The organism is uncultured Bradyrhizobium sp. (assembly GCF_936943645.1).
Taxonomy (GTDB): domain Bacteria; phylum Pseudomonadota; class Alphaproteobacteria; order Rhizobiales; family Xanthobacteraceae; genus Bradyrhizobium.
The window spans coordinates 20,344-34,166 of the sequence record NZ_CAKZJO010000005.1; the positions used below are offsets into that span (position 1 = coordinate 20,344).

Annotated in this window: 15 protein-coding genes and 1 riboswitch; of the genes, 8 read left to right on the top strand and 7 right to left on the bottom strand. The window is 65.4% G+C overall.

Annotated features, from left to right (window positions below; translation table 11 throughout):
- The first annotated feature begins 154 nt into the window (after nucleotides 1-154).
- The 6 genes from Q0743_RS00460 to Q0743_RS00485 all read left to right on the top strand — a co-directional run bounded on the left by Q0743_RS00460 (nucleotide 155) and on the right by Q0743_RS00485 (nucleotide 3,806).
- Nucleotides 155-733 carry a methylated-DNA--[protein]-cysteine S-methyltransferase gene (locus tag Q0743_RS00460; protein WP_298239634.1) on the top strand — a complete coding sequence of 193 codons (579 nt, stop codon included), beginning with the start codon at nucleotides 155-157 and terminating at the stop codon, nucleotides 731-733.
- Between the two features lie 97 nt (nucleotides 734-830).
- Nucleotides 831-1,670: a helix-turn-helix transcriptional regulator gene (locus Q0743_RS00465; protein ID WP_298239635.1), complete on the top strand. Its 840-nt coding sequence runs from the start codon at nucleotides 831-833 to the stop codon at nucleotides 1,668-1,670.
- A 130-nt stretch (nucleotides 1,671-1,800) separates the two neighbouring features.
- Nucleotides 1,801-2,160: a hypothetical protein gene (locus Q0743_RS00470; RefSeq protein WP_097661730.1), complete on the top strand. Its 360-nt coding sequence runs from the start codon at nucleotides 1,801-1,803 to the stop codon at nucleotides 2,158-2,160.
- 104 nt (nucleotides 2,161-2,264) lie between these two features.
- Complete coding sequence (locus tag Q0743_RS00475; RefSeq protein WP_298239636.1) at nucleotides 2,265-2,624, top strand: VOC family protein; 360 nt, start codon at nucleotides 2,265-2,267, stop codon at nucleotides 2,622-2,624.
- 135 nt (nucleotides 2,625-2,759) lie between these two features.
- On the top strand, nucleotides 2,760-3,161 hold the full coding sequence (locus Q0743_RS00480) for an SRPBCC family protein (protein WP_298239637.1): 402 nt from the start codon (nucleotides 2,760-2,762) through the stop codon (nucleotides 3,159-3,161).
- A gap of 129 nt (nucleotides 3,162-3,290) precedes the next feature.
- A complete protein-coding gene (locus tag Q0743_RS00485; RefSeq protein WP_298239638.1) occupies nucleotides 3,291-3,806 on the top strand; it encodes a hypothetical protein in 516 nt (171 codons plus the stop codon).
- Between the two features lie 79 nt (nucleotides 3,807-3,885).
- Here the strand turns inward: Q0743_RS00485 and Q0743_RS00490 are convergent, their stop codons facing one another.
- The 4 genes from Q0743_RS00490 to Q0743_RS00505 form a co-directional block, all read right to left on the bottom strand.
- The gene (locus Q0743_RS00490) at nucleotides 3,886-5,328 is read right to left on the bottom strand and encodes an MATE family efflux transporter (RefSeq protein ID WP_298239639.1); all 1,443 of its coding nucleotides are present in this window, start codon (nucleotides 5,326-5,328) and stop codon (nucleotides 3,886-3,888) included.
- 160 nt (nucleotides 5,329-5,488) lie between these two features.
- Nucleotides 5,489-6,541 (bottom strand): hypothetical protein, encoded by a 1,053-nt coding sequence (locus Q0743_RS00495; protein ID WP_298239640.1) that lies wholly within the window; start codon nucleotides 6,539-6,541, stop codon nucleotides 5,489-5,491.
- 105 nt (nucleotides 6,542-6,646) lie between these two features.
- A complete protein-coding gene (locus Q0743_RS00500; RefSeq protein ID WP_298239641.1) occupies nucleotides 6,647-7,063 on the bottom strand; it encodes a PAS domain S-box protein in 417 nt (138 codons plus the stop codon).
- 105 nt (nucleotides 7,064-7,168) lie between these two features.
- Complete coding sequence (locus Q0743_RS00505) at nucleotides 7,169-8,275, bottom strand: 2'-deoxycytidine 5'-triphosphate deaminase (RefSeq protein ID WP_298239642.1); 1,107 nt, start codon at nucleotides 8,273-8,275, stop codon at nucleotides 7,169-7,171.
- A 110-nt stretch (nucleotides 8,276-8,385) separates the two neighbouring features.
- A riboswitch (SAM riboswitch) is annotated at nucleotides 8,386-8,465 on the top strand.
- A gap of 74 nt (nucleotides 8,466-8,539) precedes the next feature.
- Here Q0743_RS00505 and Q0743_RS00510 point away from each other — a divergent pair.
- Nucleotides 8,540-9,727, top strand: a complete 1,188-nt coding sequence (locus Q0743_RS00510) for an O-succinylhomoserine sulfhydrylase (RefSeq protein ID WP_298239643.1) — start codon at nucleotides 8,540-8,542, stop codon at nucleotides 9,725-9,727.
- A 33-nt stretch (nucleotides 9,728-9,760) separates the two neighbouring features.
- Here the strand turns inward: Q0743_RS00510 and Q0743_RS00515 are convergent, their stop codons facing one another.
- From Q0743_RS00515 to Q0743_RS00525, 3 genes are read right to left on the bottom strand one after another with little or no spacing between them, the layout of a single operon-like run.
- On the bottom strand, nucleotides 9,761-10,747 hold the full coding sequence (locus Q0743_RS00515; protein ID WP_298239644.1) for an SGNH/GDSL hydrolase family protein: 987 nt from the start codon (nucleotides 10,745-10,747) through the stop codon (nucleotides 9,761-9,763).
- Between the two features lie 12 nt (nucleotides 10,748-10,759).
- Complete coding sequence (locus tag Q0743_RS00520) at nucleotides 10,760-11,539, bottom strand: SGNH/GDSL hydrolase family protein (RefSeq protein WP_298239645.1); 780 nt, start codon at nucleotides 11,537-11,539, stop codon at nucleotides 10,760-10,762.
- A complete protein-coding gene (locus tag Q0743_RS00525) occupies nucleotides 11,539-12,819 on the bottom strand; it encodes an OpgC domain-containing protein (RefSeq protein WP_298239646.1) in 1,281 nt (426 codons plus the stop codon). Before Q0743_RS00525 ends, Q0743_RS00520 begins: the two co-directional genes overlap by 1 nt.
- Before the next feature lie 209 nt (nucleotides 12,820-13,028).
- Here Q0743_RS00525 and apaG point away from each other — a divergent pair, with 209 nt between their 5' ends.
- On the top strand, nucleotides 13,029-13,421 hold the full coding sequence (apaG, locus tag Q0743_RS00530) for a Co2+/Mg2+ efflux protein ApaG (RefSeq protein ID WP_298239648.1): 393 nt from the start codon (nucleotides 13,029-13,031) through the stop codon (nucleotides 13,419-13,421).
- Nucleotides 13,422-13,823: the final 402 nt, after the last annotated feature.

Consider the following 13,823-nt stretch of genomic DNA (forward strand, 5'->3'; position numbering starts at 1 on the left):
AACCTGATTAGCCGAGACGGCGCCTGCCGCCAAGCGGTTTGGCGCGCCCGGCCCGACACTTGTTAACGTCCTGATAAGATTTTGGGTGCGCCGGATTGTGGCGGTGTTATGATCGGATGTCTGGGGAGAGACGTGCACTGAGTGGGGCGTGTGCATGGTGGGGTGTGGCTACTCGATATTCGACACGGCCATAGGCCGTTGCGGCATCATCTGGAGCAGCACCGGCGTCGTTGCCGTGCAATTGCCGGAGGCGCGGGAGATCGACACCCGCCGCCGGATTTTCCAGGCCCATCCCGAAGCGCGCGAGCAACGGCCGTCCGAGAACGCCGAGCTGGCGATTGAGGGCATCACAGGCCTGCTGCAGGGCGGCGATCCCGACTTTTCCGAGGTCCGGCTGGATGCCGGCGCCGTGCCCGGCTTCAACCGGCGCGTCTATGAGTTCGCCTGCTCGATTCCGCGCGGGGAGACGCGAACCTATCACGAGATCGCCAAGGCGCTGGGCGCCTCAGGCGCCGCGCATTCGGTGGCACAGGCGATCGCCAGGAATCCCTACATGCTGATCGTGCCCTGCCACCGGGTGCTCGAGGCCGGCAATTACGCCGACCGGCTGTCGCCCTATGGCGGGGTGATCTCCAAGCGGCGGCTGCTGGCGCTGGAGGGCGCCCACCCCGTCGCCAGCAAGACGCTGTTCGAGGTGCTGCTGCCCGTTGCCCCGCCGAGGCCGTCCACCTAAGGCGCGATCTCGATCGCACCTTAGCTTTGATATTTTGGGCATGATCTTGTCGGACAACCGCTACACACTTGTCCGGATCATGCCTAGATAAGGCGGCATGGACGCGACCACGCTGCTGACGTCACAATCGCTCACGGTCTGCGAGTTCCGCTGCGACGCGGGACCGGACGATACGCCATTTGCCGAATGCCGCACCGGGCATTCCATCGCCTATGTCCGCTCGGGCAGCTTCGGCTGCCAGTGCCGCGCCGGGTTCTTCGAGCTGGTGGCGGGCTCGATGCTGGTCGGCGCGCCCGGCGAGGAATACACCTGCACGCATGAGCATGTCAGCGGCGATGTCTGCCTGGGATTTTTCTTCAGCGAGGACATGGTCGATGCCCTCAGTGGACGGCGCGAGATCTGGCGGGTCGGCGCCACGCCCCCGTTGCCGGAATTGATGGTTCTGGGCGAGCTCGCCCAGACGGCGGCAGATGGCAACAGCGACATCGGCCTCGACGAAGTCGGCCAGATCCTGGCCGGCCGTTTCATCGACGTCGTTTCCGGCCAAGCGCGCAAGCCGGCCACCCCCAATGCGCGCGACCGCCGCCGCGCGGTGGAAGCCGCGCTATGGATCGACGACAATTCGCATGCCGAGGTCGATCTCGAGCAGGCCGCCATGCAGGCCGGCCTCAGCCCGTTCCATTTCCTCCGGTTGTTCTCCAGCGTGCTCGGCGTCACCCCGCATCAATATCTCGTGCGCTCGCGGCTGCGCCACGCCGCGCGGCTGCTCGCCGACGACGACATCGCAGTTACCGATGTCGCCTATGACGTCGGCTTCGGCGATCTCTCCAATTTCGTCCGCACGTTCCACCGCGCCGCCGGCGTATCGCCGAGCAAATTCCGCCAGGCCTCGCGCGGAGAGCGCAGCATCTTCGCCGAACGCCTCGTCCTCAACTGAGACAGGTCGGCCGCAGGGCGGGTAATAGTCTGTTGACCAGACGGGCGCGTCGCACTGGGCTTACGGCACGCCGCGCGATATTACAACCAAAGAGCGAATAAACCCTCTTTCAGCGCGGCTGACCCGGCAGATGAACAGTGCCCCGAATGATGTGATTGCGGCCACATTGGTCGCGCTTGCCGTCGGCCTCGCGTTCATCGCCGGCTGCGCCATCTATTATGGCCGCCGGATCACCTCGCGCCGGATTCCGATGCAATGGGGCGTCGACGGTCAGCCGGCCTGGTTTGCCCCGCGCCTCATCGGGCTCTGGTTCAGCTTCGGTGTCACGGCAGCGCTTTCCGCGTTCCTGCTCGCGCTCGCCCTTCACGATCCGCAAAAGCTCACGGCGCTGATCGTGGCAACGGTCAGCCTGATCGGAACGAACATGTGGGTTCAGGTCTATCACCTCAGGCGGGTGATCCGCTGGCAATCCGAGGCGCCGGCGAGCTAGCCGGGTGCCAAGCGCAAGATTCTCCAAGAGCCGCCCGCCTCGCCCCGACTAGCTTGGTCTCCGGCGCGCGCCATTTTCGGCGCGCTTTGCACATGGAGACTGACATGTACGACCACATCGGACTTCGCGTCGCCGATCTCGACGCCGCGACGCGCTTCTACACCGCGGCGCTGGCGCCGCTCGGCTACGTGCTGTGCTCCAGCGGCGATGGTTATGCCGGCTTCGGCCCGAAGGGCGAGCCGGCGCTGTGGCTGCACCTGAACAAGGGCCGCAAGGCGGACGGCGCGCACATTGCGTTCCGCGCCGGAAGCCATGACGCGGTCAAGGCGTTCCACAGCGAAGGCTTGAAGAGCGGCGGCCGCGACAATGGCGGCGCCGGGCCGCGCAAGGATTACAGCCCGACCTATTACGCAGCGTTCCTGATCGACCCCGACGGCAACAATGTCGAGGCGGTTTGTGTGTGAGCTTTAGCCGCAGGCGAGATCTCGTAGGGTGGGCAAAGCGAAGCGTGCTCACCGACTGCCTGCGCCAATTCAAATGGTGGGCACGGCGCTACGCGCCTTTGCCCACCCGACAAGACCGATTTCGAGGAAATCCCCATGGCCACCATCTACAACGACATCTCCCTCAACGCCCCCGCGCGCGACGTCTGGGACGCCGTGCGCGACTTCGGCGCGCTGCATGAGCGGCTGGTGCCGGGCTTCGTCACCGCCTGCACGCTCGAGGGCGATGCGCGAATCGTCACCTTCGCCAACGGTTCGGTGGCGCGCGAGGTGCTGGTCGCCTGCGACGAGGCGCGGCGGCGTCTCGTCTATGCCATCAGCAACGAGCGGCTGAAGCATTACAGCGCCTCGGTGCAGGTGATCGCCGACGGCGAGCGGAAAAGCCGCCTGGTATGGATCATCGACATGCTGCCGAACGAGCTTGCGGCCTATGTCGAGGAGCAGACCCGCCAGGCCGAGCCCGCCCTGCACAGGGCATTCCCGCCCGTTGCGGCATGAGCCGCGATCCAAGCTTTGCTGCTCCGTGAGTTTTCTCACAGAGCGGCGCCCTCGCCAGCCCTAACCATGGCGGCGTGCGTCCGGTTGGCTCCGCTCTCCCGGCGGGCCTGCGCACGCGAGGAGCATGCCATGAAAGGTGCGGACAAGGTGATCTGCCAGGCGGCCGCCGTGCTGCTGCTGTTTTCCGTCGCGAGCACGCCCGCGAAGGCGCAGTTCGCCGGATTCGGCGGCGGAGGCGGCGCCGGCAGCGAGGACATGATGACCCAGATGGCCCCGATGCTGGAGATGATGAAGGCGAAGATGGGCAAGCGCCGTTTTGCCATGATGATGCAGACCATGGGCCCGATGATGAGCCGCATGATGGAGAATGGCGGCGGCGGACTTGGTGGCGGTCTTGGCGGAATGATGGGCGGCGGCCTGAATGGCCTCTCCGCCGGCAATCTCGGCGGCGGCTTCGGCGCGCCCAATTACGGCGGCTACGCGCCGATGAGCGGCGGCACCATCCCGGACGGCTTCGGTGGTGGCGACATCATGGGCATGCTCGGCGGTGCCGGTGGCGGTGACATGATGGCGATGATCCCGCAACTGATGCGTCTCGCCAATGTCGGCGGCGGCAGCGGCCATCGCCGCCACCGGCATCGCTAGAGCATGATCCGGAAAGATGTGCAGCGGTTTTCCGAAGGGATCATGCTCGAACGACAACCTAAAGCGCGATCATCGCGCTTTAGTCGGCACCTGATAATGCCGGCCTGATCGCGGGCGAACTCGCGCGCGGTCCCCAGCGCGTGAGCAGGACGCTGGAGGACGAGAGCAGGCCGAGCAGGACCATCGAGCTTGCGGCCAGCCAGAAAAAGCTCTGCGCGTCGGCCTCATCGGTCGACAGCCAGAAGCCTGCGACGGAGATGTAGATCAGCCGCGCCGTCTGCGCCAGCACCGGCCCGATCACCTTGGCGGCGCCTTGCGAGGAGAAATACATCACCGTGGCGATGCCGAAAAAGGCGTAGAACGGTCCGACCGTCGAGAGATATTGATGGCTCGCCGCGCGCACGGCCGCGCTGTCGGTGAAAATGTTGATCCAGAGGTCGGGGAACATCGCGACGATGCAGGCCGGTGCGCCGACGGCGGCGAAGGCAGCAGCGGCGGCGATCCAGGCGACGCGCCGGGCGCGCGCGATATTGCCGGCGCCGATCGCCATCCCGACCATCGGCACGCAGGCGATGCCGAACGAGAACGCGATCGAGGTCAGCAGGAATTCGAGCCGCGCGCCGATGCCGTAACCGGCGAGGATCGCGGTGCCGAACTGCGCCAGCATGTGGGTGAAGATCGAGATCGTCAGCACCGATTGCAGCGGCGAGAAGCAGGCGATGGCACCGACCTTCAGGATGTCGAAAAACATCGCCCACTGGATGCGCAGGCCGCGCAGCTTCGGCGTGATGCGTGCGCGCCCGGAGAACAGGTACCAGCCCATGATGCAGATGTTCATGGTGTAGGCGATCAGCGCGCCGGCCGCGACGCCGCGCATGCCGAACTGCGGCACCGGGCCGAGCCCGAGGCCGAGCGTGCCGCCGAGCACGATCTGCCAGGCCGCGGAGTTGAGGATCAGGAACGACGGCAGCTTCATGTTGCCGGTGCCGCGCAGCACGCCGGCCATGGTGTTGAGCAGCCAGGGCAGCACGGCGCCGCCGAAAAACACCTGGGTGTAGGCGATCGCATGGCTCAGCACGGCGCCGCGGCCGCCGAGCATCTCCAGCACTTTCGGCCCGAAGATCAGCATGCCCAGCATGAAGACGAGGCCGAAGGTGATTCCGATCAGCATCGCATGCATGGCGAGCGTGGCCGCGCGCTCGCGATCACCGGCGCCGAGCGCACGTGCAATGGCGGATGCTACCGCTCCGCCCATGGCGCCGCCCGACATCGTCATGGTCAGGATGATGGTCGGAAACACCAGCGCCATCGCCGCCAGCGCCTCGACGCCGAGCCGGCCGATATAGGAAGTCTCGGCGATCACCGTGCAGGTGCCGGCCGAGAGCGCGATCACGTTGGGCCAGGCGAGCGACAGCAGCGTGCGCAGGATCGGTCCGTCCACGAGCGCGCTTCGCACCGGCCGCGGGGGCGGCGGCAGCGGACGCTCTTGTTCATCGACCGGGATTTCGGCGATGTCGGACATGTCTTCTCCGGGCGCCATTGGCGGCGCGGCAATGCGTAGGTGTGCCAATAACTTTGTTCGCGCGCAGGGCGCAGCGAGGGCTTGTTAGCACGCTGCGGAGCGATTCCTCCTGCGCCAGATGCAGGCGTGCCCTGCGGCAGCGCATTTCAGCAAGTGAGAGCTATTCGATCGTCCAGACCAACGGCGGGCGGCCGCCGGCGGCGGGGCGGACGTGCACGGCAATATGCCGTCCGCATCCGGCAGCGAGGCCTTCGAACAGTCCCTCCAGCACCTTGGTGCAGGCAAAATGATAGTCGGCGACGTCGTCCATCAGCTTCCAGCTCTGCTGGCGGAGCTCGAATGCGCCTTCGGACTGCGTCATCTCCGCGGCATCGTCCTGCGCGGCAAACAACGCGCTCAGGAACGATGCGAATTCACTTACTCCGCCGCGCCCCATCGCCAGCGCCGCTGCGACCTCGTCGAAATACTGCATGCCGATCAGCTTGCCGGTGAGGCGCAGCAGATAGCCGGCGTCTTCCGGGCCGAACAGCTGCACCATCACGGGCGCGGCGGTGCGGACATATTCCATCGCGTAATTGCGATAGGCTTTCTCCAGGCGCGGCTTCGGCCAGCTCGCAACGGGAAGTGCCGGCGCGGTCTTCGCATCGAACAGCGGTGCTTCGAGGTGGCGTGCGAACACGAGGCGCTGGTCGAGCTCAAGCGGATGATCGTATTGATGGTAGTAACCTTCCAGCCCGTCCTGGCCGTCGACGCTCTGCTTGGTGCAGACGAAGCCGAGCCTGAGATCGCCGAGCGCAACGCCGTTGTTGGCGTGCCAGCCGCGCAGCATCGCGCGGCTCACCTCGCCCGGTACGCCGCAGATCGCGGTGCCCTTCCAGATCCAGCGCGGCGGCGGATAACGGATCCAGGCCTTGGTGTCGCTCTCGTACATGTATTCGACATGCACGCCGCCGATCCAGTTGGAGAGGTAGTGATATTGCGCAGCCGCCACCGCCGGCGGCAGATGATCGATCCCGAGCTTCTTGAGGCCGGGCAGGAAGCGCTCCTGCTGCTGGCGGCGAAACACGCGGAAGACGAATTCCGCCGCATCGGCGGTGCCGCGCCGCGTGACGACGGCGAGGATGAGTCCGGTGAAGTAGGCGTGATAGAGCTCGGCGACCGCGCGCCAGCGCTTCCATTGGGCTTCCTGCGCGGCGTCTGAGGCGGCGGCCATGTTCGCTCCCGATCGTTGATTTTGATCGAGTGTGTCACCGCACCTTCCGGCAAGCAACATGACGCCCGTGCAGGGCGCCCTGCGCGATCGCCTGCCAATTCCGCATCACGAAGTTTGCGGCGGCGTTTTGGCTGCGCGCTCACGCTCGACCCGTTCGGTGACATCGCGCGCCATCGCCACGGATCCGAGCACGTTGCCGCCGGAATCCCGCACCAGCGCGAAGGTCATCTCGATGTAGAGCTTGCGTCCGCTCTTGTGCACCGCGCGGGTCAGCGTCGGCTTGCCCGCAAGCTTCATCGCGCCGCTGGCGAGTGCGGCCTCAAAACCCTTCCAGTGCGCTGCGCGCAGATGCTCGGGAATGATCAGATCGAGATTCTGGCCGAGCGCTTCCGCCGCGGAGAAGCCGAACAGCGTCGTCGCGGCGCCATTCCACCGCATGATCGTGCCGGAGCGATCCGAATAGATCAGCGCATCCGCGACGTTTTCGGCGATCTTTGCGTCGAGTTCGGATGGATTGCTCATGTCAGCACCTCGTAGCCCGGATGGAGCGGAGCGCAATCCGGGACCGTGCCGCAAGTGAGACTGCCCCGGATTACGCTTGCGCTCCATCCGGGCTACAGGATCGCGCTACACCCGGAAATGCTTCGATAGTTTGAGGCCTTGCGCCTGGTAGTTCGAGCCGATGCGCTGGCCGTACATCGCGTCGGGGCGCGCCAGCATCTTCTCGTAGACGAGACGGCCGACGATCTGGCCGTGCTCGAGGATGAACGGCACCTCGCGCGAGCGCACTTCCAGCACGGCGCGCGATCCCAGCCCGCCGGCGCCGGCATAGCCGAAGCCGGGATCGAAGAATCCGGCATAATGCACGCGGAATTCGCCGACCAAGGGATCGAACGGCACCATCTCCGCGGCGTAGTCGGGCGGCACCTGCACGGCTTCCTTGGAGGCGAGGATGTAGAACTCGCCGGGATCGAGGATCAGGCTGCCGTCGGGACGGGCCGAGATCGGCTCCCAGAAATCTTCCACCGCATAACCGGAGCGACGATCGACATCGACGACGCCGGTGTGGCGCTTGGCGCGGTAACCCACGAAGCCGTTGGCCTTCTCGCCCGAGAGGTCGACGGAAACCGCGACGCCGCCGGACAGATCGGCATCGTCGATATCGACGAGGCGTTCCGTAGCATGGAGTGTTTCGAGCTCGTCGGCGTTGAGGATGGCGTCGCCGGTGCGGAAACGCACCTGGCTGAGGCGCGAGCCCTCGCGCACCAGCACCGGAAACGTCTTCGGGCTGATCTCGGCATAGAGCGGGCCGTGATAGCCGGCGCCGATCATGTCGAAGCGGCGGGTGCCGTCGGCGATCACGCGGGTGAAAACGTCGAGCCGTCCGGTCGAGCTCTTCGGGTTGGCGGCCGCGACGATCTCCGGCGGCAGCGCGAGGCTCTCCAGCAGCGGCACGATGTAGACGCAGTTGGTCTCCAGCACCGCGCCGTCGGCGAGGCTGAACTCGTGCAGCTTCAATTCGTCGATGCGCTCGGCGACGGTGGCGCCGGGACCGGGCAGGAAGCTGGCGCGGACGCGGTAGGCGATGTCGCCGAGGCGCAGATCGAGACTGGCCGGCTGGATCTGGCTTTCCACGAAGTCATAGGCGGGCAGGATGAGGCCTGCCTCCGCCATCGCCGCGATCATGCGGTCGGGCAGGATACCATTGGCGTCGGGCGCGACCGTGAACGTCAACCGGGGGTCCTCATCAGGGCTCAAATGCATCCGGGCAGGCCGGAAATACAGGTCTTTTACGGCTATCCGATGGACGCCTTGACGGAAAGGGCATTGCGGAATATGAGCATCACTTATCCCGTGGTGATTTGAGCCGGCCGGCTTGCAGCCACGTTAAATAAGTCGCTAAACAGGCCGGGGACCTCTGAGATCCCGGCCCGTGGACATGTCCAGGCCGGTTTTTTTGTGCCCGCTTTCGACGAAGCGGTCATGTCGGAGGTACCTATGTCGAAGTCGCCTGCCAACTACCGTCCCGAAACCCGCCTGGTCCATTCCGGCACCCTGCGCTCGCAATATGGCGAGACGTCGGAGGCGCTGTTCTTGACGCAAGGCTACGTCTACAACAGCGCCGAGGAGTGCGAGGCGCGGTTCAAGGGCGAGGACCCCGGCTTCATCTATTCGCGCTACTCCAACCCGACCATTGCGATGTTCGAGCGCCGCATGATCGAGCTCGAGGGCGCCGAGGCCGCCCGCTCGGCGGCAACCGGCATGGCCGCGGTGACGACCGCGATCCTGGCGCCGCTCAAGTCCGGCGACCACGTCGTCGCCTCCCGCGCGCTGTTCGGCTCGTGCCTCTACGTCATCCAGGACCTCTTGCCGCGCTATGGCATCGAGACCACGCTGGTCGACGGGGCCAATCTGGATGAATGGCAACGCGCGGTGAAGCCCAACACCAAGACGTTCTTTCTGGAGAGCCCGACCAACCCGACGCTGGACGTGCTCGACATTCCCGCCATCGCCGAGATCGCGCACAAGGGCGGCGCGCGGCTCGTCGTCGACAACGTGTTCGCGACCCCGATCTGGCAGAGCCCGCTGGCGCTCGGCGCCGACGTCGTCGTCTACTCCGCGACCAAGCACATCGACGGCCAGGGCCGCTGTCTCGGCGGCATCATCCTGTCGTCGGAAGCCTTCATCGCCGAGCACATTCACAATTTCATGCGCCAGACCGGCCCGTCGATCTCGCCGTTCAACGCCTGGGTCCTGCTCAAGGGCCTGGAGACCCTGGGCGTGCGCGTGCGCGCGCAGACCGATACCGCAGCGCGCATCGCCGACGTGCTGGCCAGCCATCCGAAGATTTCGCGGCTGGTCTATCCCGGCCGCGCCGATCATCCGCAGGCCGCCTTGGTGAAAAAGCAGATGCGCGGCGGCTCGACGCTGGTCGGCTTCGAGGTCAAGGGCGGCAAGCAGGGCGCGTTCCGCGCGCTCAATGAATTGAAGCTCGCCAAGATCTCGAACAATCTCGGCGATGCCAAGAGCCTCGTCACGCATCCAGCGACCACGACGCATCAGCGCCTGAAGCCGGAGGACCGTGCCGCGCTCGGCATCAGCGAAGGGTTCATCCGCTTCTCGGCGGGGCTGGAGCATGCCGACGATCTGATCGAGGATCTCACGGCGGCGCTGGAGAAGGCGTGATCTTTCTTACCCTCCCCTGGAGGGTAAAGCGAACTACATCGGCCGATACGTCCGCACGTCCGCCGGCACGTTCACGCCCAGCTTGATCTGGCCGACCGAGCGGATGATGTCGTCGCCGAGCAGCTGGGCGAAGCAGGCATAGCCCCAATCGTTCATGTGCAGGCCGTCGGCGATGACGAAGCTCTCGACCGGGATCGACTGGTTCTCGTGCCAGTCGCGCATCACCTCGAAGCGCGGGAAGATGCCGACGTGACGCAGCTCGGCGACCTTGCCGAGCAGATTCACCATCTTGCCGGCGCTCTCCTTGCGCTGGTTGACCGCCGGCGAATATTGCGGATCGACCAGCACGATGTCGGCATCGCCGGCGGCCTGGATGCGGCCGATGCCGTCCTCGACCAGCTTTGCGGTGTCGCCGGGATCGAGGTTGCGCAGCACGGCGTTGGTGCCGACCTGCCAGATCACGAGATCCGGATGCACGTCGATCACCTCGGTCTGCAGACGCTTCATCATCTCGGGCGCGTCCTCGCCGCCGACGCCGGCATTGACGACGGTGATGTCGGCGGTCGGATAGTGCCGGCGCAGCTGCGCGGCGAGACGGTTCGGATAATTGAACTCCGGCGAGCTCGCGCCGAAGCCGGCCGTCGACGACGAGCCGAACGCGACGATGACGACGGGCTTGCCGGCGACCAGCTTGCCCGCGACATGCGGCAGCGAACCCATCGTCTTCGAGCCGCCCTTCGGCGGCAGGCAGGGCACGCGACTGAAAATATCGGCGGCGGATTTGGCGACCTGCTTCACCTTGTCGATGGCGCGCGTCGCGACGCCGCGCTGCTCGGGCGTGGTCGCGGCCACGGTGGTCTGGGACGGCGACGCGGGAGCCGGATCAGCCGACTGCGCGGGCGTTGCCTGTGCGGCTTGCGTCTGCGCGTGCGACCGCACGGCCAGCGCCAGCAACAGAAGCGCTGCGGCTGCAGGCGCGGCCAGCCATGCCGTCAGGCGAAAAGGGCGGAGAGAACTCATTAACGCTAGACCTCAATTTTGCTGCTGGGCCGGCTCCAGATGAGCTGCGTCGATCACGAACTGTGCCAACGCCCGGCCAAGGCAATCATGAACCTGCTTCGCCAGTTCAGGCCCGCGGGACGGGCTGAACAGGTCGAACTGACCCTGATCATTCCACTGCCGCATGATCGCGAAACGGTCGAACAGCGGAATATCGTGCTCCTGCGCCACCACCTTCATATTATCGAGATAGGGCGGCGCCGAGATCATGGTCTCCGTACGCGGGCTGTATTGCAAGTTCATCAAGACGACGTCAGCCCCCGCATTTTGCAGCGCGGCAACCCCTTCAGTCACCGCGCCGCGAAACTCGTCGGGATCGATGGCTCGGATGGCGTCCACGGTCCCGGTCTGCCAGATCACCAAAGTAGGCTTTTTTGCTTCCATCAGCTTAACGAAGCTGCCGGCCGCCTCTTCGGCGGTCTTCTTGCTCTGTATTTCTACGGAGACGTGCACGGCCTCCTGCGGCGGCAGCTTGTCTTTCAGCATGACCTGCATGCGCGCGGGATAGGAGGCGTCCTCGGCGGACGGAATCGTGGTCGAGCGGCTGCCGATGACCAGGATTTCGAGCGGCTTGCCGGCCTTGATGGCGTCGGCGACCTTGGGAAGCTGGCTTTCGCTGGCGAGCAGATAGGACGGCAATTCGCACGCCGCGGGCACGGAAGGCGCCGCGGGCGCAGCATCGCCCGCGCGCGCCACAGGCGCGGCGAGGCTATCGCATAGCAGGATCAGGCTCAGGAGAACCTTCGCCTTCATCAGCCCCCTCCCGCCAGATCGGCGTTGCCGACGGCGTTTTTGGTTTTCGCACCGCTCTTGTCAGCCACGCGCTTGTACCACGAAATCACCCAGGCCACGCCCCACATGATCAGGACCCCGGAGAGACTAATCAGCGCATGCATGGCCGCGCCGCCGGAGACTTCGGCGAGAATGAAGTGCCCGGCGAAGGCCAGGAAGACGCCGAGACAGAAGATCTCGAGGGAATGCTGGCCGCATAGAATCAATGGGCGCAGCCAGCGCGATTTCAAGCCCGGCCAATCCCGGGGCAGGAAGCGCACGGTGAGCGCAGCCAGCGCCAGGAAATGCGTGAAGCGCAGCACGTCCAGATCGGTCTTGTCGATCGGATACATCCACTGCTCGATCCGCTTCGGCATGAACTGGGAGAGCTGCGGCACATACCAGGTCAGCGTCACGTAGAACGCGGCGACCAGATAGGCGATCGAGATCCACATCGTCACGGGCGAAGCCAGGATGCGCGACATGCGTCGCGCACCTCCAAGCGCGCACCATGCACCGAACACGAACAGCAATTGCCAGGCGAAGGGATTGAAGGCCCAGAATCCGTTCGGATAGGCCGACAGGTAAAGGTCGTACTCCCAGGTGACCGCGTAGAGCACGACCGAGAGGCCGAGCGTGACGTCGGGGCGCCACTTCATCGACCACAGGATCAAGGGCAGCGCCAGCATCAGCACGATGTAGAGCGGCAGCACGTCCATGTTGACGGGGCGGAAACGCAGCAGCAGCGCCTGCACGATGGTGACGTCCGGCTGCTTGAGGAAATCCATGATGCCCATCTCTTCGGTGTAGAGTGGGTTCTCGAAGCTGGTCGCGACGTAGGAGATCTCGGCGAGGAAGATCGTGAACAGGAAGACGTGGGCGACGTAGATCTGCCAGACCCGGCGCAGGATGCGCGCGGTGGCGATGACGACGCCGCTCTCCAGCATCGCCCTGCCGTAGACGAAGGCGGCGGTATAGCCGGAGATGAAGATGAAGATCTCGGTGGCGTCGCTGAAGCCGTAATTGCGGATCGTGAACCAGGTGAGCAGGCTCGGCGGCAGGTGGTCGATGAAGATCAGCCACAGCGCCAGCCCGCGAAACAGGTCGAGCCGGAGCTCGCGCTCGCCGATCGCAGGCAGCGTGATGGCCGGCGCCCGCGCGCGCGGCTTCGCTCCTGCGGGCTTGCTGTCGACGGACGCGCCGTCGACGGGATTGGCGGTTCCCGCGATCGTCGTTCCCGTCACTTGGTCGGCAATGGTCATCGGGGGCCAAAAACCCTTCCGCAAATCGCGACGTCTCGAGGAGTGTACCGGTCCGCTACCGAACTCGCAAAGCGGCCGGACCATGTGGGGTATCCCTTTGCGGGTGTTTCCCTCGCCGGTGTCCTTCCCTTCGAATTCTGGCGGGACGATGTCGCCAAGGCCGGCCGCGGCGTTTGGTTCCGGCGCCGGATTTCGGTATGGTAGCAACCATGTACCGCGCCGTGACCCGCCACATCGAAGTGACCGTCGAGCCGAACTTTGTTCCGGAGCAGTCGTCGGCCGACCGTTCCCGCTATTTCTGGTCCTACACCATCGTCATCACCAACTCGGGCGAGGAGACCGTGCAGCTCAAGACGCGGCACTGGATCATCACCGACGCCTCCGGTCGCCAGCAGGAGGTGAAGGGCGAGGGCGTGGTCGGCGAGCAGCCAATTCTGGCCCCCGGCGAACGCTTCGAATACACCTCGGGTGTGCCGCTCTCCACCGCCTCCGGCTTCATGACCGGCCGCTACCAGATGGTCACCGAAAGCGGCGAGCGCTTCGAGATCGACGTGCCGGCGTTCTCGCTGGATAGCCCTGATAACAAGCGGGTGTTGAATTAGGAGCCTCGTGTCCCGGACAAGCTGCAACGCCTTCGGGCGTTGCGGCGCAGAGCCGGGACCCAGCGCGACACGGCCCCATGCGGATGGATGGGCCCCCGCTCTGCATCGCATCGCAAGAAAGCTGCGCTGCGTCCGGGGCACGAAAGCAGTGGGTGTGTACGCTCTCTCCACGTCATTGCGAGGGAGTATGATGCGGAAGCTCACTGCTCCAAGCGACGCTGTCATTCCCTGCCTTGTGCGCAATTGCGCACTGGGGCGGGCGATGACACCGAATGCGTAGTTGCAGACATGGCTTCGCAGCCTCGCGGCGCAATTCGCCCGAGCTTTGCTTGATCTCATCGCCCTCTCATCCAAGAGCAACTGGGAGGGAAGTAGACCTGCGATCAGACGGGCTCAAGGCTG